Consider the following 12,792-nt stretch of genomic DNA (forward strand, 5'->3'; position numbering starts at 1 on the left):
TTTATATAATGAATTTTAAAATGCTTTGGTTAGTACTGTAAAACTTATTTATATAGTTAATTAGAGTCTTAAAATTTCTTTTTATTGATATTCTAGCATAATACGAATTTAATCCTACAAAACTACTTGCATCCCTTACCATAAACCCTTTCTTAACTAGATAATCATTTAAAATGTTCACCTTGAAAGGAAATTTAAAGAGTAAATACGGAGCATTGCTATTGTACATTTTATAATTGAAATCAAATTTTATGGAAAGTTTTATTTCTGATAATAGATTTTTTGTATAGCTCTTACTCTCATTGAAGAAGATTCTTACGTCATTAGGATTTACATTAGAAAATATGTAATAAGCAATGCTATTTACTCTCCATGGTATAGCTTTTGACTCTAAGACTTTAGAACTTTTACCTATTGTAAATCCTAGTCGTAAACCAGGGACTGAAAATGATTTAGTAAATGTAGATATTATTAGAATGTTATTGAACTCCTCTACAAGTTTTTTTGCGCTGCTAACTGCACTAATATCTGAAAATGATTCGTCAATAATTAGTTCTTTCCCATCATTGAGCGCACTAACTATTTCTTCTAAACTTATTGTACTTCCCGTTGGATTATTAGGGTTACTGAGTAAGACTTTTTTGCCTAATATACGATATATAAAACTATTTCCATTCTCCTCAGCAAAATAGATTGATGTTCTTGGATATTCTGAAAAATTAGGCTCAGGAACATTAATTCCTTTATCTAACAATCTTATAGCTTCAGTAGCTCCATTAAAAACTCCTATATATTCAGGATTTACGTCATAAATTTCTGCTATATTTTCTTTCAATTTAGTATAGTTATCAGGATAATATTGATATACTTTATATTTTATAGCATCACTTATTAGGTCAGATAGAAAATCAGGCATACCAAGTGGGTTAAGATTAATACTAAAATCATCAATAGTGTTTGGCTTTCCATTAATCCATTTAGCTCCTCCATGTATCATAATCCTCTTTCTCTAAAATAGTTCCCTATAATGTTTTTCTCAGCTCTTCTCAATATTTCGGAAAGATTAGATACACTTATATTTAATTTATCTGCTAGTTCGGAGACTTTTATTTTTCTAGGGAAATCAAAAAATCCTGCTTCAAATGCAATTTTTAGTATCTGTTCCTGCCTTGCGGTAAGTATATCTTGAGACTTAACTTTTACAACCTTTATTATTTTCGTATCTATTTTGTAATTTAAAAACTCCTTAAGGAGCTTTTTCAATTCTGTGTAATCACTTAAAATTACTGTCCAATAGAATCCTTCTAATGTTATTGTTCCATTTAATATGATATAATTTGATAAAATCTTTTCTACAGGATAATTAATATTTAAAGTACCCAAATATTTGAATTTAGAGACTTTAGTAAATTTTCCATTAAGCACAGAAAGTGTTTTCTCATCTCCCTTAAATTCAGCCAAAATTTTAGGAACATTGCTGAAATTCTTTATATCAAGAATAACCAAGGAATTTCTAGTCCAGTCTATATTTTTTGTCCATTCTTCGTGCGGTAACTTAATACTTACATATAAAAGCATCGATATTAAATACTTCGTCTTAATTTTTAAGTTTACGTAGATCAATGCTATGTTAAGAGTTTAAGTAAATTTTATATTACCTTAAATGGTAATATCAAATGCTCCGGTAGTATAGCCCGGTCAAGTTTAGCGCCGAGAGTATGCAGGCCTTTCGAGCCTGTGACCCGGGTTCAAATCCCGGCCGGAGCACTAATTTTTAATAAAATTGAAAGAGAGTTATGTTCTCTTTATTAAGGCGTAAATGGAACGGCAAAGGATATTTTGCAATATTCTTATACCATTTAATAATAGAAGTAAGATTATGATGATTAATATAAATAAATTAGATAATGGACATAATTTCAATTTTGAAGAAAGTCATTAAAAAGTTAGTGCTAAGATATATTGAATAAAATCCCAGATAATATAATGCTTGAAAACGCAAATAGTTGAAGAGCCTTACCTTTACGACATAAGGGGTTTTTGAGAGTCATATATGTTAAAATAAGATCCTCCATAATGCTAATTAACTTACTTTAAGAGATAGCCTTTCTATAATAGTTTAAATACTACAACTGTAACGCTTTTGTTATTATATTAAGGGTTTTTGTTTCACTGAATTGTTATTTTTGAGTACTAGGTTTAAAAGAAGATCTGCTAACTTTCTGTCTAAATTTTTTATACACTTTCTGTCTATTCCAATCATAGGGCTACTTATTATGGCAATTGAGGATAGAATTTATCGTTTAATTGAATTGCTACTTTATGTTGCTAAAGAGGAGAGTGCAGAGGTTACTGCAACTAAACTGCAGAAGATTTTTAATATTGCAAGATCTTTCGAAACTTTAAGCAAAACTTTTCTTGCAGCATATGGTACATTATACCGTGGCTAACCTGATATTTTTTGATATCAGGCATTTTCCAACCTCCTAAACTTCTCTAACTCAGTAATGAAAAAATTGACAGGAAGAGTATAAAGAAGACTAATAGGTACTTCATTTAAATGAAGAAAGAGGAAAGGGTTTAAAAATGGAAAGTTAACCATTCCTTAAAAGTCTAATTATGCTTTCAAATATTACCATTACACTTAGCATTCCTAAACCTATGCCAAGAAAATAAAACCATAACGTAGCGTACCATGGCGGTGGAATCTTAGGACAGAGATAAAAAGAACCAAAGTGAGATGAACTTGCATAGACCGGATTATTGATATATACTGTATGATCCATTGATAGTAACCATAATCCAATACCGATTAAAACTAAAGAAGACAGTATGATAACTAAACTTCTTTTATCTGCCTTTCTTAAGGAAAAATGAACAGTCAATAAGGTAGAAATTATACCTGCAACAAGTATTAGAACTGAAACCCACAACATATAAAAAAAGAAAATTTAACTTTTGGTAAAAAGTTTATTGGATAGGCATATACGTAGTGTTGTATTGCAAACCATTGTGATATTATAGCTAGACTTAGAAGGCTTATCCACTTCATTGTGGTTGGGAAGAGGGAAAAAGGGTTTAAAAATGGCTGAATAACTGCAATAAATAAGGTAATGTTAGCTCATATGTTACTAAGGCTATGTATAATCCTGCTAAGAATTTAAGTAATAATAACTTCAAGTTTTCAGATAATAATTTCGTTATCCAGTAAACAGCCAACAACGATAGAACTTTAATGCTTATTAAGTCTGGAAGAACTAGGCTTCCATTACTCTCAACAAATCTTGCAATAGGGTTGAGTTCGAACACATAAGCATCCACATTCACTTCATAATTATCAGTCCATAAAATATAACTATAAATTACATCAAAAGCACTGCAAATTATTATAATGAGCCAAAGAGTCCTAATTTTCATAAGATCACTTAACTTACGCAAATATTATGTTTTTTGCAGAGGTGGTTTAGAAGGGTCTCAGTATCCTTAAATCCCTTTCTGCATATTGGGCAAACAGTCGTATGTTCTGAATATCTTATGTGCATTTTCAATGCCTCACTTGATGAAAAAGGTATAAGGCAGAGGGGGCAAACGTAAGGTGAAACCGCTTTACTCTGCATTAATCTGTATAAATAGTTTGTTTCATTCAGTAAATCAGGCCTATAAATGAGAGTCTTTACTATCGCCCTAATGACCCTCTTTTGTTCCGGAGTGAGAGAATGGTAACGCGTTAATTCCTCCAATGATACATGAATCATTATACCCTTATGGTTACTCAGGTACTTTTTAGTACCTGACTTAACGTTATTGGCGTCTGTCATTTTTTCACCCTCCATATTGTGTAGATGTTTGAGCAAGTTACTGCACCTTCAAGAACTGTATCACCGTATATTACCCACATCGGTGAGAAATGGAAAACCATTAACCAATCTGTAGCAGTCAGCAAAAGGAAAAGCAAAATATCTTCTTAGAGGTAATCAAGGCGGTAACAGGAAATACTAATAATCCCATGCTACAGTTTCATTTAAGTTTTTAATGTTTCGTCAGTTGTAGAATCTTTTAAATTTAATTAAAAATAAGCAATGTAACTATGGCCGAATCTGATATAGAAAAAAGGATAGCGTATTATAGATGCCAAAATAAACCAGTAATTTATATTGCAAAAACATTAAATATAGACTGTCAGAGTGTTAAATATATTCTGAAAAAATGGAAATTTCTAACTAAGGAATATATAAATTCATTAACTCAGTGTGAGAATTCTTTTCTAAATCCTGACATAACCGGTCTTCTTAAGAGTTCTGACTTAACTTTTGATTATGCTAAAAAATTACTTTCAAACAAATATGTTCTTAATTATATTTTTCTAAATAAAAACGAGAATCATAATAGATATATGGATTGTCTTCGTTATCATATTATCCTTTTACAAAAAAATATGTGAACTATTATAGAGGAAATATCTCTAGATTATAATAAGAATTTTCTATTTCTATATGTCTCATTCTTTGTATCGAGACTTTGTCTAACTACATTAGTGCTTCCACTAAGTTTTTGTCTTATTTCTTCTTATTTTGCACTGTCTAAATGTATGAGAACTTCATGGGAATACTAATATTATATGAATAGCATTAAAAAATATTATAGCATTATTAAGTTTCAATAGACAAATATGTTAATTCTAGTTTAATACTAATCATATTTAATTATTACCATTATTTTTACAATAAATGATTTTTATGTAATAAACGCTTCACTCATTAACGCTGTAAGGTTAAATATAATTTACTTATGATAATCATAAAGATTATTTTGTACTCTAATGTTAAGTAACTTAGGTGCTTAGGAATAACTATAGAACGAACTAAATTAATAAGCAGGGCTCTTGAAATAATTAAAAAGGCTGAAGAATCTAATATAACCTTAAGGCTAATTGGGGGTGCTGCAATAGCATCCATAGCAGAAAAGGGGAGTGAGATATTTGCAAGGAACTATAAGGACGCCGATTATTTTGGCTTATCTTCCCAAAGGAAAGAGATCATTACATTTTTAGAAAATCTGGGATTAGAGCAGAATAAGAGGTTTAACGCTTTACATGGATATATTAGATTAATGTTTTACGACTCAGTTTTAGATTCTACTATAGATGTATTTTTAGACGAATTTATTATGTGCCATAAGCTGATATTGAAGGATAGATTAAAGTTATATTATCCTACTATTCCCCCTTCAGATCTCTTGTTAACTAAAATGCAGATAATAAATCTCACAGAGAATGATAAAAAGGATATAGCAGCTCTGTTATACGATTTTGAGATTGGCAATAAGGATGAGGATAAGATTTTAGATGCTAATCATATAGCAAGTATTTTATCTAATGATTGGGGATTTTATAAAACTTATACTATAAATCATGATAGGATGGTAGATTTCCTGAAAAACAGTGAGTATTCTAATATAATCTTGCCAAAGTTGCAGAAAATTATGGAAATCATTGAACAGTTTCCTAAATCAATGAAATGGAAGATGAGAGCTAAAATAGGAGATAAAGTGAAATGGTATGAGGAGCCAGAGGAGGTTAATACAGACTTCAAAAAGTAGAGCAGGTGCGGGGAGTGGGGTTTGAACCCACGCAGGCCTTCGCCAATAGGGCCTAAGCCTATCCCCTTTGGCCTAGCTCGGGCATCCCCGCATACATCTTTTTTAATTTTTGCTATATAAAAAACTAGTCCTTTACAGTTTCTAGAATAGAAACTACATTCCAAATAGATATTCTTGTATGTGTAGGCATATTTGGATCCTGACTTATATCTTCTAAGATACCTATTGCGTTAGCTGCTCTTACAGCAGGGCTAGAATTTTCGTCCTGCAAATTTCTTATTGCGTCTGTTGCTGCTCTTCTGATGTTCCTAGGAACGCTTGTATCGTTAACTATTTTTTGTAATAGAATGACAGCTTGTTTAATTTTTGCTTCATTATCGTAGAGTGTTGCCATAAACTCATCACCAGTTATTTTTTTATATACTCACATTTAGGTTTATTTTAGAGTAAAAATGAGTAACGATCAATCTATTAAGAAAGGAGCTGAGCTTTTAACTCAGGGGGCTACGATGCTTAATGAGTCTTGTCCTATTTGTCATTCCCCTTTATTTAAACTTAAGAATGGAGACGTTATATGTCCAGTTCATGGTAAGGTTTACTTAGTTAAGTCTGACGAAGAGGAGAAAAAGGTTAAGAAAGATATAGTTCTGAGTTCTACGGAGGACGAGCTTATAAATAATTTAAATTATCTGTTAAAGAAACTTAGAGATAGTCCAGAGGATTCTGATGTTATGATGCAAATAATAAGGTATTTGGATGCTATAGAAAGACTTAGGAGGATTTTAGGTACTTCTCAACAACATTAAATATTTCCGTAGTTATTGTTTCAATATTATTCTGGCCATTTACTATTATTAATTTGTCCTTTTTAGCGATTTCCAAGTATTTATTTCTTACATTATGTAAAAGTTTTATTTTCTCCTCAAAATTGAATTTATCATTTTTATTTATTCGTTGAATGGCTATTTCTATTGGAACGTCAATTAGAAACGTGATAGTAGGTTTAGGAAACTTAGAGTTAACTTCTCTAATCCATTCTTCGTCTATTCCCATTACTGATTGATAGGCTATTGATGAATAAATATATCTATCTAGAATTACTATATCTGGATGTTGGTTATATATCCAGTTTATATGTATAGCTCTATCTGCTGCGAAAAGTAAGGTTAAAATTATTGGATTTTTCCACCCATTATCCTCTATCATTTTGATAATGTCCTGAGTAAAAGGCTCAGCTGTAATAATTACATTTTTGTTATGCAACTTCTCAAAAAGTTTTTTTGCAACTGTAGTCTTTCCAGCACCATCTATTCCTTCTAATGCTATCAATAACATTTTAATAATCTTAATGATCTTTCTTCAAAATTATCATTTAAGCTTATTGAGCCTAATATTACTCCGTCTGCCTTCTTTTCTGGAGTTAATATTTCGATTTTTTCATTTATATTTCTAATTATGCCTGCACCAGAGATTTTTCCAGAATTAAGTAAAGCCACTAATGCGCCTTTAATAATTGATTTATCTATAAAATATCCGTAACATTCTCCATATTCAAATTGCAACATATCTCCCCATGCTGTAGATAAATTATGATTAAGTCTTGATCCGAAGACATCAGTATAATTTACTTCTAAAATATGTGAATCCCTAAAATATTTTATGAATTTTTCCCTTCTAGATCTTATTCTTTCTAGCTTGTTCTTAAAAAGAAATCTAGGTATTTTATTGACAATAACTATTCTATTTTGAAACATAGACGGTAAATCATTTTTCAATCTTTCATCGAATAGTAATATATAATCTGGATTAATATAATAAATAAGTTCTTTTTTATGCATATATGCCTTTAATCCTCTTACCCATCCGTCTGTATCTATAACGTTTATTTTAGATTTAGTTTTTTCGTATATTTTGCTAGTTTGTTCTACGTGAAGTCTGGGATTGTATGAAGGTGAGGTATACCCATAAAATTCAGTGTAGTTAAAAATACTATTTTCAGGAAAAATTTTAGATGATATGAAAGTAGGTATAAAAATATCTGGCTGTCCTACATCAGCTGTTAAATAAGTTATGTTTTTTGTCTTATTAATGAAGGTTTTACAAAAATATGTTTTACCGGAGTCATTACTACCAAGAACTATAGTAGTTCCTTCCGTTTGGATTATTTGTGAAATTATTTCATCCCAGCCTAAATGGCTTATCTTCGCTAGTATGTTACAATTTGTCTCTATTTCTGCAATGTTATTGGTAGATACTGAAAAAGTTCCTTTCCCAATAATAGCTATATCGCCGAATTCTTTTCCTTGTATAAATATATTACCTGTTAATATTTTTATTTCACAAGGTCCCTCTACTATTATATCTTCTTCTTTATTTAGTTTCATGTAGTTGACCTTAACGCTATAAGATACGCTGCTCTTATGTCCTTATTTTTTATTTTTACGTAAGGATTTTTAGAACTTGTTTTTCTTTCATCTACTCTTTTTACTCCAGGAAATTTTAAACTAAGTACCTTATATACTAATTCTCCTAATCTATTTCCTGTTCCGACTCCAATATAGAATCTATTGTGTGGAAAACTTTCCAATATAGAATCTATTGTGTCCTCTACGCTTTCTATTTGGGTTTGCTTAGTGTCTATAAGAGTCCCATCTGCAACAACTGCTATAGTTAATCTAAATGAGTTAGTATCAATTCCTACTAGAACTTCATTAAATTTTTCTTTACCCTGTGCTTCGCATATCGCCTTATTTATAGCTAATTCAATATCTTCTTCCTTATTTATTACTATATCTCCACTACATTCTGAAACTTCTATTTTAGATGACATCGAATCTAACAGATTTTCTCTCTTTTTTATTTCTTTAATTGTTAATGGGAACAATCTTGGGTCATTAATACGCAATAATGGTTTTTTAATACCCACACTTTATTATTAAAATATAGTGGAATATAAACATTGCAAAATAAGCGAGTTCATATTTAAAGAGAGTAATCTAGTGTCTATATATGGAGCTTCCGGTAGAGGAAAGACTATAATAGGACTTCAAGTTGCTAAAGAATTTTCCAGGTCTATTTTTATATCTTCAGAAGGTTATATCTATAAATCTAGAGTTTCGAATATATATTTTAAAAACGTATTATTTGCAGACGTATCTACTTCATTAGAACTTATGAATTCTATTTTAAAAGCAATGTTATTAGAACCTAGTGTAATAGTAGTAGATACTATAAACAAATTTTATAGAATTGATAAAAAATACAAAGGTCTACTTTACCCTTTAATGTTATTAAGTGAGTATTCTAAATATGGCAAAGTTCTTCTTTTTTGGCAAGTTTCTATGAATAATAAGGTAAGTGGAGAAAAATTTATGCGATATTTTTCTGGCGATGTTCTTAGATTAGCTAATGGGAATATAATAGGAAATTTAAGAAATTGTAAATTCAAGATTAGTGAGGATGGTGTTATAGGTTGTTTGTAAGCTTGCTAAGTCTTCTTATCGGTTTTTCTTTTTATATTCCGGCATTTATAGCTAATGGATCAGGTCCTTTTGTAAGGAAAGGAACTCCGATAGACAGAGGAAAGAATTTTATAGACGGCAGAAGAATATTTGGAGATGGTAAGACATTTGAAGGTTTATTAGTAGCATTAACCTTTGGAACTACTGTAGGTTTAATTCTAGCTAAGTTTTACGGAAATTGGTGGATCTTTGTTTCGTTTTTCGAATCTCTATTTGCAATGTTTGGAGATATGAGCGGAGCTTTTATTAAGAGAAGACTTAATATTCCTAGAGGCGGAAGGGCAATATTATTAGATCAGCTTGATTTTGTAATAGGAGCTACAATAGCTCTAATTATTCTAGGTATACAGATAAATATATATCAATTTATATTTGTAGCCATCATAGCTTTTCTATTGCATATAATGACTAACGATATTGCATATCGATTAAAAATAAAAAGTGTACCATGGTAAGTTATATTATGGCAAATAGTAGAAGAACGTACAGCCAAGTATTGAATACCTATTTAGTAATAATCTTGATCATAATAATGATGGTAGCAATATTTGGAGTATTAGCTGTTCCTTATTACATTTCTCCTATAACGTATTTTAATGGAGGAGTTCCTCAAGCTACTGGATTATTAGTGCTTGGAAGCATACTTGTCGCAATGCTACTCTCCGGTATTTATTTATTAGAAAGAAGGCAAATAGAATTTGGATCTTTTTTAATTATATTTGCAGTTATGATATTAGCTATACTTATATGGGAACAGTATGGAATAAGTTCCGTGAACAATATAATTCACAATATATAAAAATACTATCACTCTGATAGTAAAATTTAAAATATACGTATAAAGTTTATTGAGTATGGAGCCAATAAAGGTTAAGTTGACTAGTGGGAGAGAAGTAGAAATAAATGACGATGCTATAAGGTTACTAAATAAATATGTTAGGACTCAAATAACTTTAGAGCAATTAGCTAGAGATCTTGGATTAGCTGGATGGGAAGAAGCATATGAACTTATAAAAAGTGTGCCATCATGGGTAATGTGGACTCCTATTTCTATTTACAAGAGACTTGCTTAAACTTTCTTAAAGCATTCAGTTTTTACTTCATAAATTAAGCCGCTCTTTTTCATGTCTGAGACTATTTTTTCAGTACTTTGTTTTTCTATTCCTTCTCTTTCTGCTTCTTTTGAAATTTCTTTTATCTTAGCGCACTCTTCATTTTGTGCAAGCGTATCTATTATTTCTAGTATTTTAACCATCTTTTCTCTTGCACTCTTTGGTTTACCTAGCATTATAGTATCTATATCTATACTACCAGACTCTACATCTAGACCTACTTTTTCCAAGAATATCCTCATTATATTTATTGCCCTTTCTGCGTCATCTCTAGTAGCAACTTCTCTCAGTCCCATTCTTGCATATGCCTCTGTTAATCTTATTAAGGCTTCAAGCTGTCGTGGAGTTATTAGTATTGGAGAATCTGGCGTATCAGAACTTTTTTTCCTCATTTCCACATAGAAATCTGCCAATAGTTTTTTTGCTTCGTCACTTAGTTGAGGATTAACGTATTTTCTAGAAAATGCTATATATTTTTTCAATAAATCTACATCTATGGAATTTTTAACAGATTTTCCTCCATGCATATCTAGAATGTGATTTGCTAATAACTGATCTTCTGAGCCAGGCTTATCTACTAAAATAAATATTAAATCAAATCTGGAGAGAATAGTAGGAGGTAAATCTATATTTTCTGCTATTCCTCTCTCTTGAATATACCTTCCAAATTTTGGATTACCTGCTGCTATAATAGTTGCTCTAGCATTTAGCTTCGCTACTATACCTGCTTTAGCTATAGATACAGTTTGTTGTTCCATTGCCTCATGTATTGCTACTCTATCTTCATCTTTCATCTTATCTATTTCGTCTATTACGGCTATCCCACCATCTGCTAGTACTAACGCTCCAGCCTCTAAATAATAATCTCCAGTATTTTTTTCTCTAACTACGGCTGCTGTTAAACCTGCTGCAGTAGCACCTTTACCTGTAGTGTAAACAGATCTAGGTGCTACTCTAGCAGCAAATTGTAGTAATTGCGATTTTGCTGTACCTGGATCACCTATTATTAGAACATGAATGTCTCCTCTTATTCTAGTACCGTCCTGCATTGTCCTTTGAACTCCTCCAAAAAGTGCTAATCCTATGGCTTCTTTTATTTCCCAATGATCATAAATTGAAGGTGCTATTGATGACATAATTCTTTCCTTTATCCAAGGATCTTTAGCTAGCTCTTGGATCTTCTTCTTGTCCTCATCGGTTATTTCTACCTCATCTAGAACTTTTTCTGAAACTTCTATACTTATTACTTTCATATAAACATCGAAAACTGTTCTACTGCCTCTTTTTACTATAGAATCTTGCTTTATCATTAATATTCCAGTTAGTTTTACTCTATCTCCTGGTCTGGCCGAATCTACTAGATCATCTTCAAGGATTGCTTCAATTTGTCTTGGTAATTGGCCTGGTGGGACTTCTTCAGGTCTTTCTTGAAGTATAACTTTTTGCCAATCTATAAGTTTTGTTTTTTCTGGAACTATTTCGAATTGGCCTATTTTTCCGCATCTAGGACATACGGAAGGAGTAGTTATTATATCGTTCATTTCTCCTTCTTCAGGCCATATAAATTCTTGGTTACAATCTGGATGAACATGCTTAAATGTTACTCTATATGCTCTTTCTTTAACTGGAGTTTGTTTTGTTAATATTCCTTCTACACTTATGATTTTATTAACATCACTGCTTCGTATTTTCCTTAACTCTATTACTCTTGGTAGATTTATTATTCTGACATGAACTTTTTCTACTTCTAAAGGATACGAGTTATCTAACTCCTCAATTATTTTTATCATTCTATCTTCAAGTAAAGTTAGTGACTGTAAAGGATTCAATATAATTTCATTAGCAATTTTTTCATTAAATGAAAATAAATCATTAAAATCTACTATTATACTTTTCTTTCTATATGCTATGATTTCATTAATTTGATTCATGTACTTAAAATTCCCAGGGATATCCTGGAAATTCTTCAAGAATTCTTCAAAAACATCTCCTATATCAACTTGAGTTTCCAATAATATCACCATAATACTTTCTTAAGATTTCACTTATAGTTGAATACACTAAAAATTCTTCTTTTGTCATTTTACTTATAAGTGTTTGTTCATTTATATTAAGCAACGCTAATTGTATTATTTTTCTCAATCTAATAGAAGATAATTCCTTTATTATCGCGTATACTTTTCTTAAACGTTCTAGATCTTCTATATTACTTGAATTTTTTAGATCATTTATTAGAAATTTTATAATGATATAGAAATTATTATAAAGCTGGATAATTGATGCAGGCGTATTTATATTTTGTTTCTCTTGGAATAGTATTCTTCCCATTTCATCGATATTAGGTCTATTAACCTTTGTTTTTCCAGACTTTTCTAACTCTTTAGCTAACCAGAAAGGTATTTCATCTTCACTTCCTTTATATAAGGAAATTTCATTAAAGCCTAAATCTATAGTTCCAGTGTCATCAAGTACTATTACCTTCTCTTTTTCTACCATAAATAATCGATTTATCGCCCTTAGTTTAGTATTAAACATAAGTTATTTTTTATGGTAAAGGTTTT

The 12,792-nt window shown here is 30.6% G+C and carries 17 protein-coding genes, 2 tRNA genes and 1 pseudogene; 8 read left to right on the top strand and 12 right to left on the bottom strand.

The genetic code is table 11. The features are described from left to right. Window position 1: 1 nt before the first annotated feature. Together DFR85_RS24090 and DFR85_RS24095 are read right to left on the bottom strand one after the other, a co-directional pair. Window positions 2-997, bottom strand: a complete 996-nt coding sequence (locus DFR85_RS24090; protein WP_110270465.1) for an aminotransferase class I/II-fold pyridoxal phosphate-dependent enzyme — start codon at window positions 995-997, stop codon at window positions 2-4. Continuing rightward, the gene (locus DFR85_RS24095; RefSeq protein WP_210433905.1) at window positions 994-1,578 is read right to left on the bottom strand and encodes a helix-turn-helix domain-containing protein; all 585 of its coding nucleotides are present in this window, start codon (window positions 1,576-1,578) and stop codon (window positions 994-996) included. The genes DFR85_RS24090 and DFR85_RS24095 overlap by 4 nt, the downstream gene beginning before the upstream one ends. A 100-nt stretch (window positions 1,579-1,678) precedes the next feature. Between DFR85_RS24095 and DFR85_RS24100 the strand changes: the two genes are divergently transcribed. After that, window positions 1,679-1,767, top strand: a tRNA-Glu gene (locus DFR85_RS24100). A 509-nt stretch (window positions 1,768-2,276) separates the two neighbouring features. Next, window positions 2,277-2,378, top strand: a pseudogene (locus DFR85_RS32325) (conjugal transfer protein); the annotation flags it as partial. Between the two features lie 216 nt (window positions 2,379-2,594). Here the strand turns inward: DFR85_RS32325 and DFR85_RS24110 are convergent. The 3 genes from DFR85_RS24110 to DFR85_RS24120 all read right to left on the bottom strand — a co-directional run bounded on the left by DFR85_RS24110 (window position 2,595) and on the right by DFR85_RS24120 (window position 3,818). Continuing rightward, a complete protein-coding gene (locus DFR85_RS24110; RefSeq protein ID WP_246252849.1) occupies window positions 2,595-2,936 on the bottom strand; it encodes a hypothetical protein in 342 nt (113 codons plus the stop codon). A 142-nt stretch (window positions 2,937-3,078) separates the two neighbouring features. Next, window positions 3,079-3,417 (bottom strand): hypothetical protein, encoded by a 339-nt coding sequence (locus tag DFR85_RS24115; RefSeq protein ID WP_110270466.1) that lies wholly within the window; start codon window positions 3,415-3,417, stop codon window positions 3,079-3,081. An 8-nt stretch (window positions 3,418-3,425) separates the two neighbouring features. Then, window positions 3,426-3,818, bottom strand: a complete 393-nt coding sequence (locus DFR85_RS24120) for a C2H2-type zinc finger protein (RefSeq protein ID WP_110271833.1) — start codon at window positions 3,816-3,818, stop codon at window positions 3,426-3,428. 1,027 nt (window positions 3,819-4,845) lie between these two features. Between DFR85_RS24120 and DFR85_RS32255 the strand changes: the two genes are divergently transcribed. Next, complete coding sequence (locus tag DFR85_RS32255) at window positions 4,846-5,598, top strand: hypothetical protein (protein WP_110270468.1); 753 nt, start codon at window positions 4,846-4,848, stop codon at window positions 5,596-5,598. A 6-nt stretch (window positions 5,599-5,604) separates the two neighbouring features. Here the strand turns inward: DFR85_RS32255 and DFR85_RS24130 are convergent. Beyond that, a tRNA-Leu gene (locus DFR85_RS24130) sits at window positions 5,605-5,689 on the bottom strand. Between the two features lie 33 nt (window positions 5,690-5,722). Continuing rightward, window positions 5,723-5,992, bottom strand: a complete 270-nt coding sequence (locus DFR85_RS24135; protein WP_110270469.1) for a stationary phase-response protein — start codon at window positions 5,990-5,992, stop codon at window positions 5,723-5,725. A gap of 58 nt (window positions 5,993-6,050) precedes the next feature. On the opposite strand from DFR85_RS24135, the gene DFR85_RS24140 reads away from it, so the two are divergent. Further along, a complete protein-coding gene (locus DFR85_RS24140) occupies window positions 6,051-6,404 on the top strand; it encodes an Sjogren's syndrome/scleroderma autoantigen 1 family protein (RefSeq protein WP_110270470.1) in 354 nt (117 codons plus the stop codon). On the opposite strand, the gene tmk is transcribed toward DFR85_RS24140, so the two are convergent. The 3 genes from tmk to DFR85_RS24155 are packed head-to-tail and all read right to left on the bottom strand — an operon-like array spanning window position 6,370 to window position 8,524. After that, window positions 6,370-6,933: a dTMP kinase gene (gene tmk / locus DFR85_RS24145; RefSeq protein ID WP_110270471.1), complete on the bottom strand. Its 564-nt coding sequence runs from the start codon at window positions 6,931-6,933 to the stop codon at window positions 6,370-6,372. The two genes, DFR85_RS24140 and tmk, sit on opposite strands and share 35 nt — an antisense overlap. Beyond that, window positions 6,924-7,982 carry a Clp1/GlmU family protein gene (locus tag DFR85_RS24150; RefSeq protein WP_110270472.1) on the bottom strand — a complete coding sequence of 353 codons (1,059 nt, stop codon included), beginning with the start codon at window positions 7,980-7,982 and terminating at the stop codon, window positions 6,924-6,926. Before DFR85_RS24150 ends, tmk begins: the two co-directional genes overlap by 10 nt. Then, window positions 7,979-8,524, bottom strand: coding sequence for a hypothetical protein (locus tag DFR85_RS24155; RefSeq protein ID WP_162582731.1), 546 nt, complete (start codon window positions 8,522-8,524; stop codon window positions 7,979-7,981). The genes DFR85_RS24150 and DFR85_RS24155 overlap by 4 nt, the downstream gene beginning before the upstream one ends. 19 nt (window positions 8,525-8,543) lie before the next feature. Between DFR85_RS24155 and DFR85_RS24160 the strand changes: the two genes are divergently transcribed. Genes DFR85_RS24160 through DFR85_RS24175 form a run of 4 tightly spaced genes read left to right on the top strand, consistent with a single transcriptional unit; the run spans window position 8,544 to window position 10,192 of the window. Then, complete coding sequence (locus DFR85_RS24160; protein ID WP_210433906.1) at window positions 8,544-9,080, top strand: AAA family ATPase; 537 nt, start codon at window positions 8,544-8,546, stop codon at window positions 9,078-9,080. A gap of 2 nt (window positions 9,081-9,082) precedes the next feature. Next, the gene (locus tag DFR85_RS24165; RefSeq protein ID WP_110271834.1) at window positions 9,083-9,574 is read left to right on the top strand and encodes a CDP-2,3-bis-(O-geranylgeranyl)-sn-glycerol synthase; all 492 of its coding nucleotides are present in this window, start codon (window positions 9,083-9,085) and stop codon (window positions 9,572-9,574) included. An 8-nt stretch (window positions 9,575-9,582) separates the two neighbouring features. Further along, the gene (locus DFR85_RS24170; RefSeq protein WP_110271836.1) at window positions 9,583-9,918 is read left to right on the top strand and encodes a hypothetical protein; all 336 of its coding nucleotides are present in this window, start codon (window positions 9,583-9,585) and stop codon (window positions 9,916-9,918) included. A gap of 55 nt (window positions 9,919-9,973) precedes the next feature. Next, entirely contained in the window at window positions 9,974-10,192 is a 219-nt protein-coding gene (locus DFR85_RS24175) for a hypothetical protein (RefSeq protein WP_110270474.1), read from the top strand. Here DFR85_RS24175 and mcm read toward each other — a convergent pair. Next, on the bottom strand, window positions 10,189-12,255 hold the full coding sequence (gene mcm / locus DFR85_RS24180; RefSeq protein ID WP_210433907.1) for a minichromosome maintenance protein MCM: 2,067 nt from the start codon (window positions 12,253-12,255) through the stop codon (window positions 10,189-10,191). The genes DFR85_RS24175 and mcm overlap by 4 nt on opposite strands. Then, entirely contained in the window at window positions 12,227-12,727 is a 501-nt protein-coding gene (gene gins23 / locus DFR85_RS24185; protein WP_246252851.1) for a DNA replication protein Gins23, read from the bottom strand. Before gins23 ends, mcm begins: the two co-directional genes overlap by 29 nt. Window positions 12,728-12,792 lie beyond the last annotated feature (65 nt).

Origin of the sequence: Acidianus brierleyi (assembly GCF_003201835.2) — an archaeon.
Lineage (GTDB): Archaea > Thermoproteota > Thermoprotei_A > Sulfolobales > Sulfolobaceae > Aramenus > Aramenus brierleyi.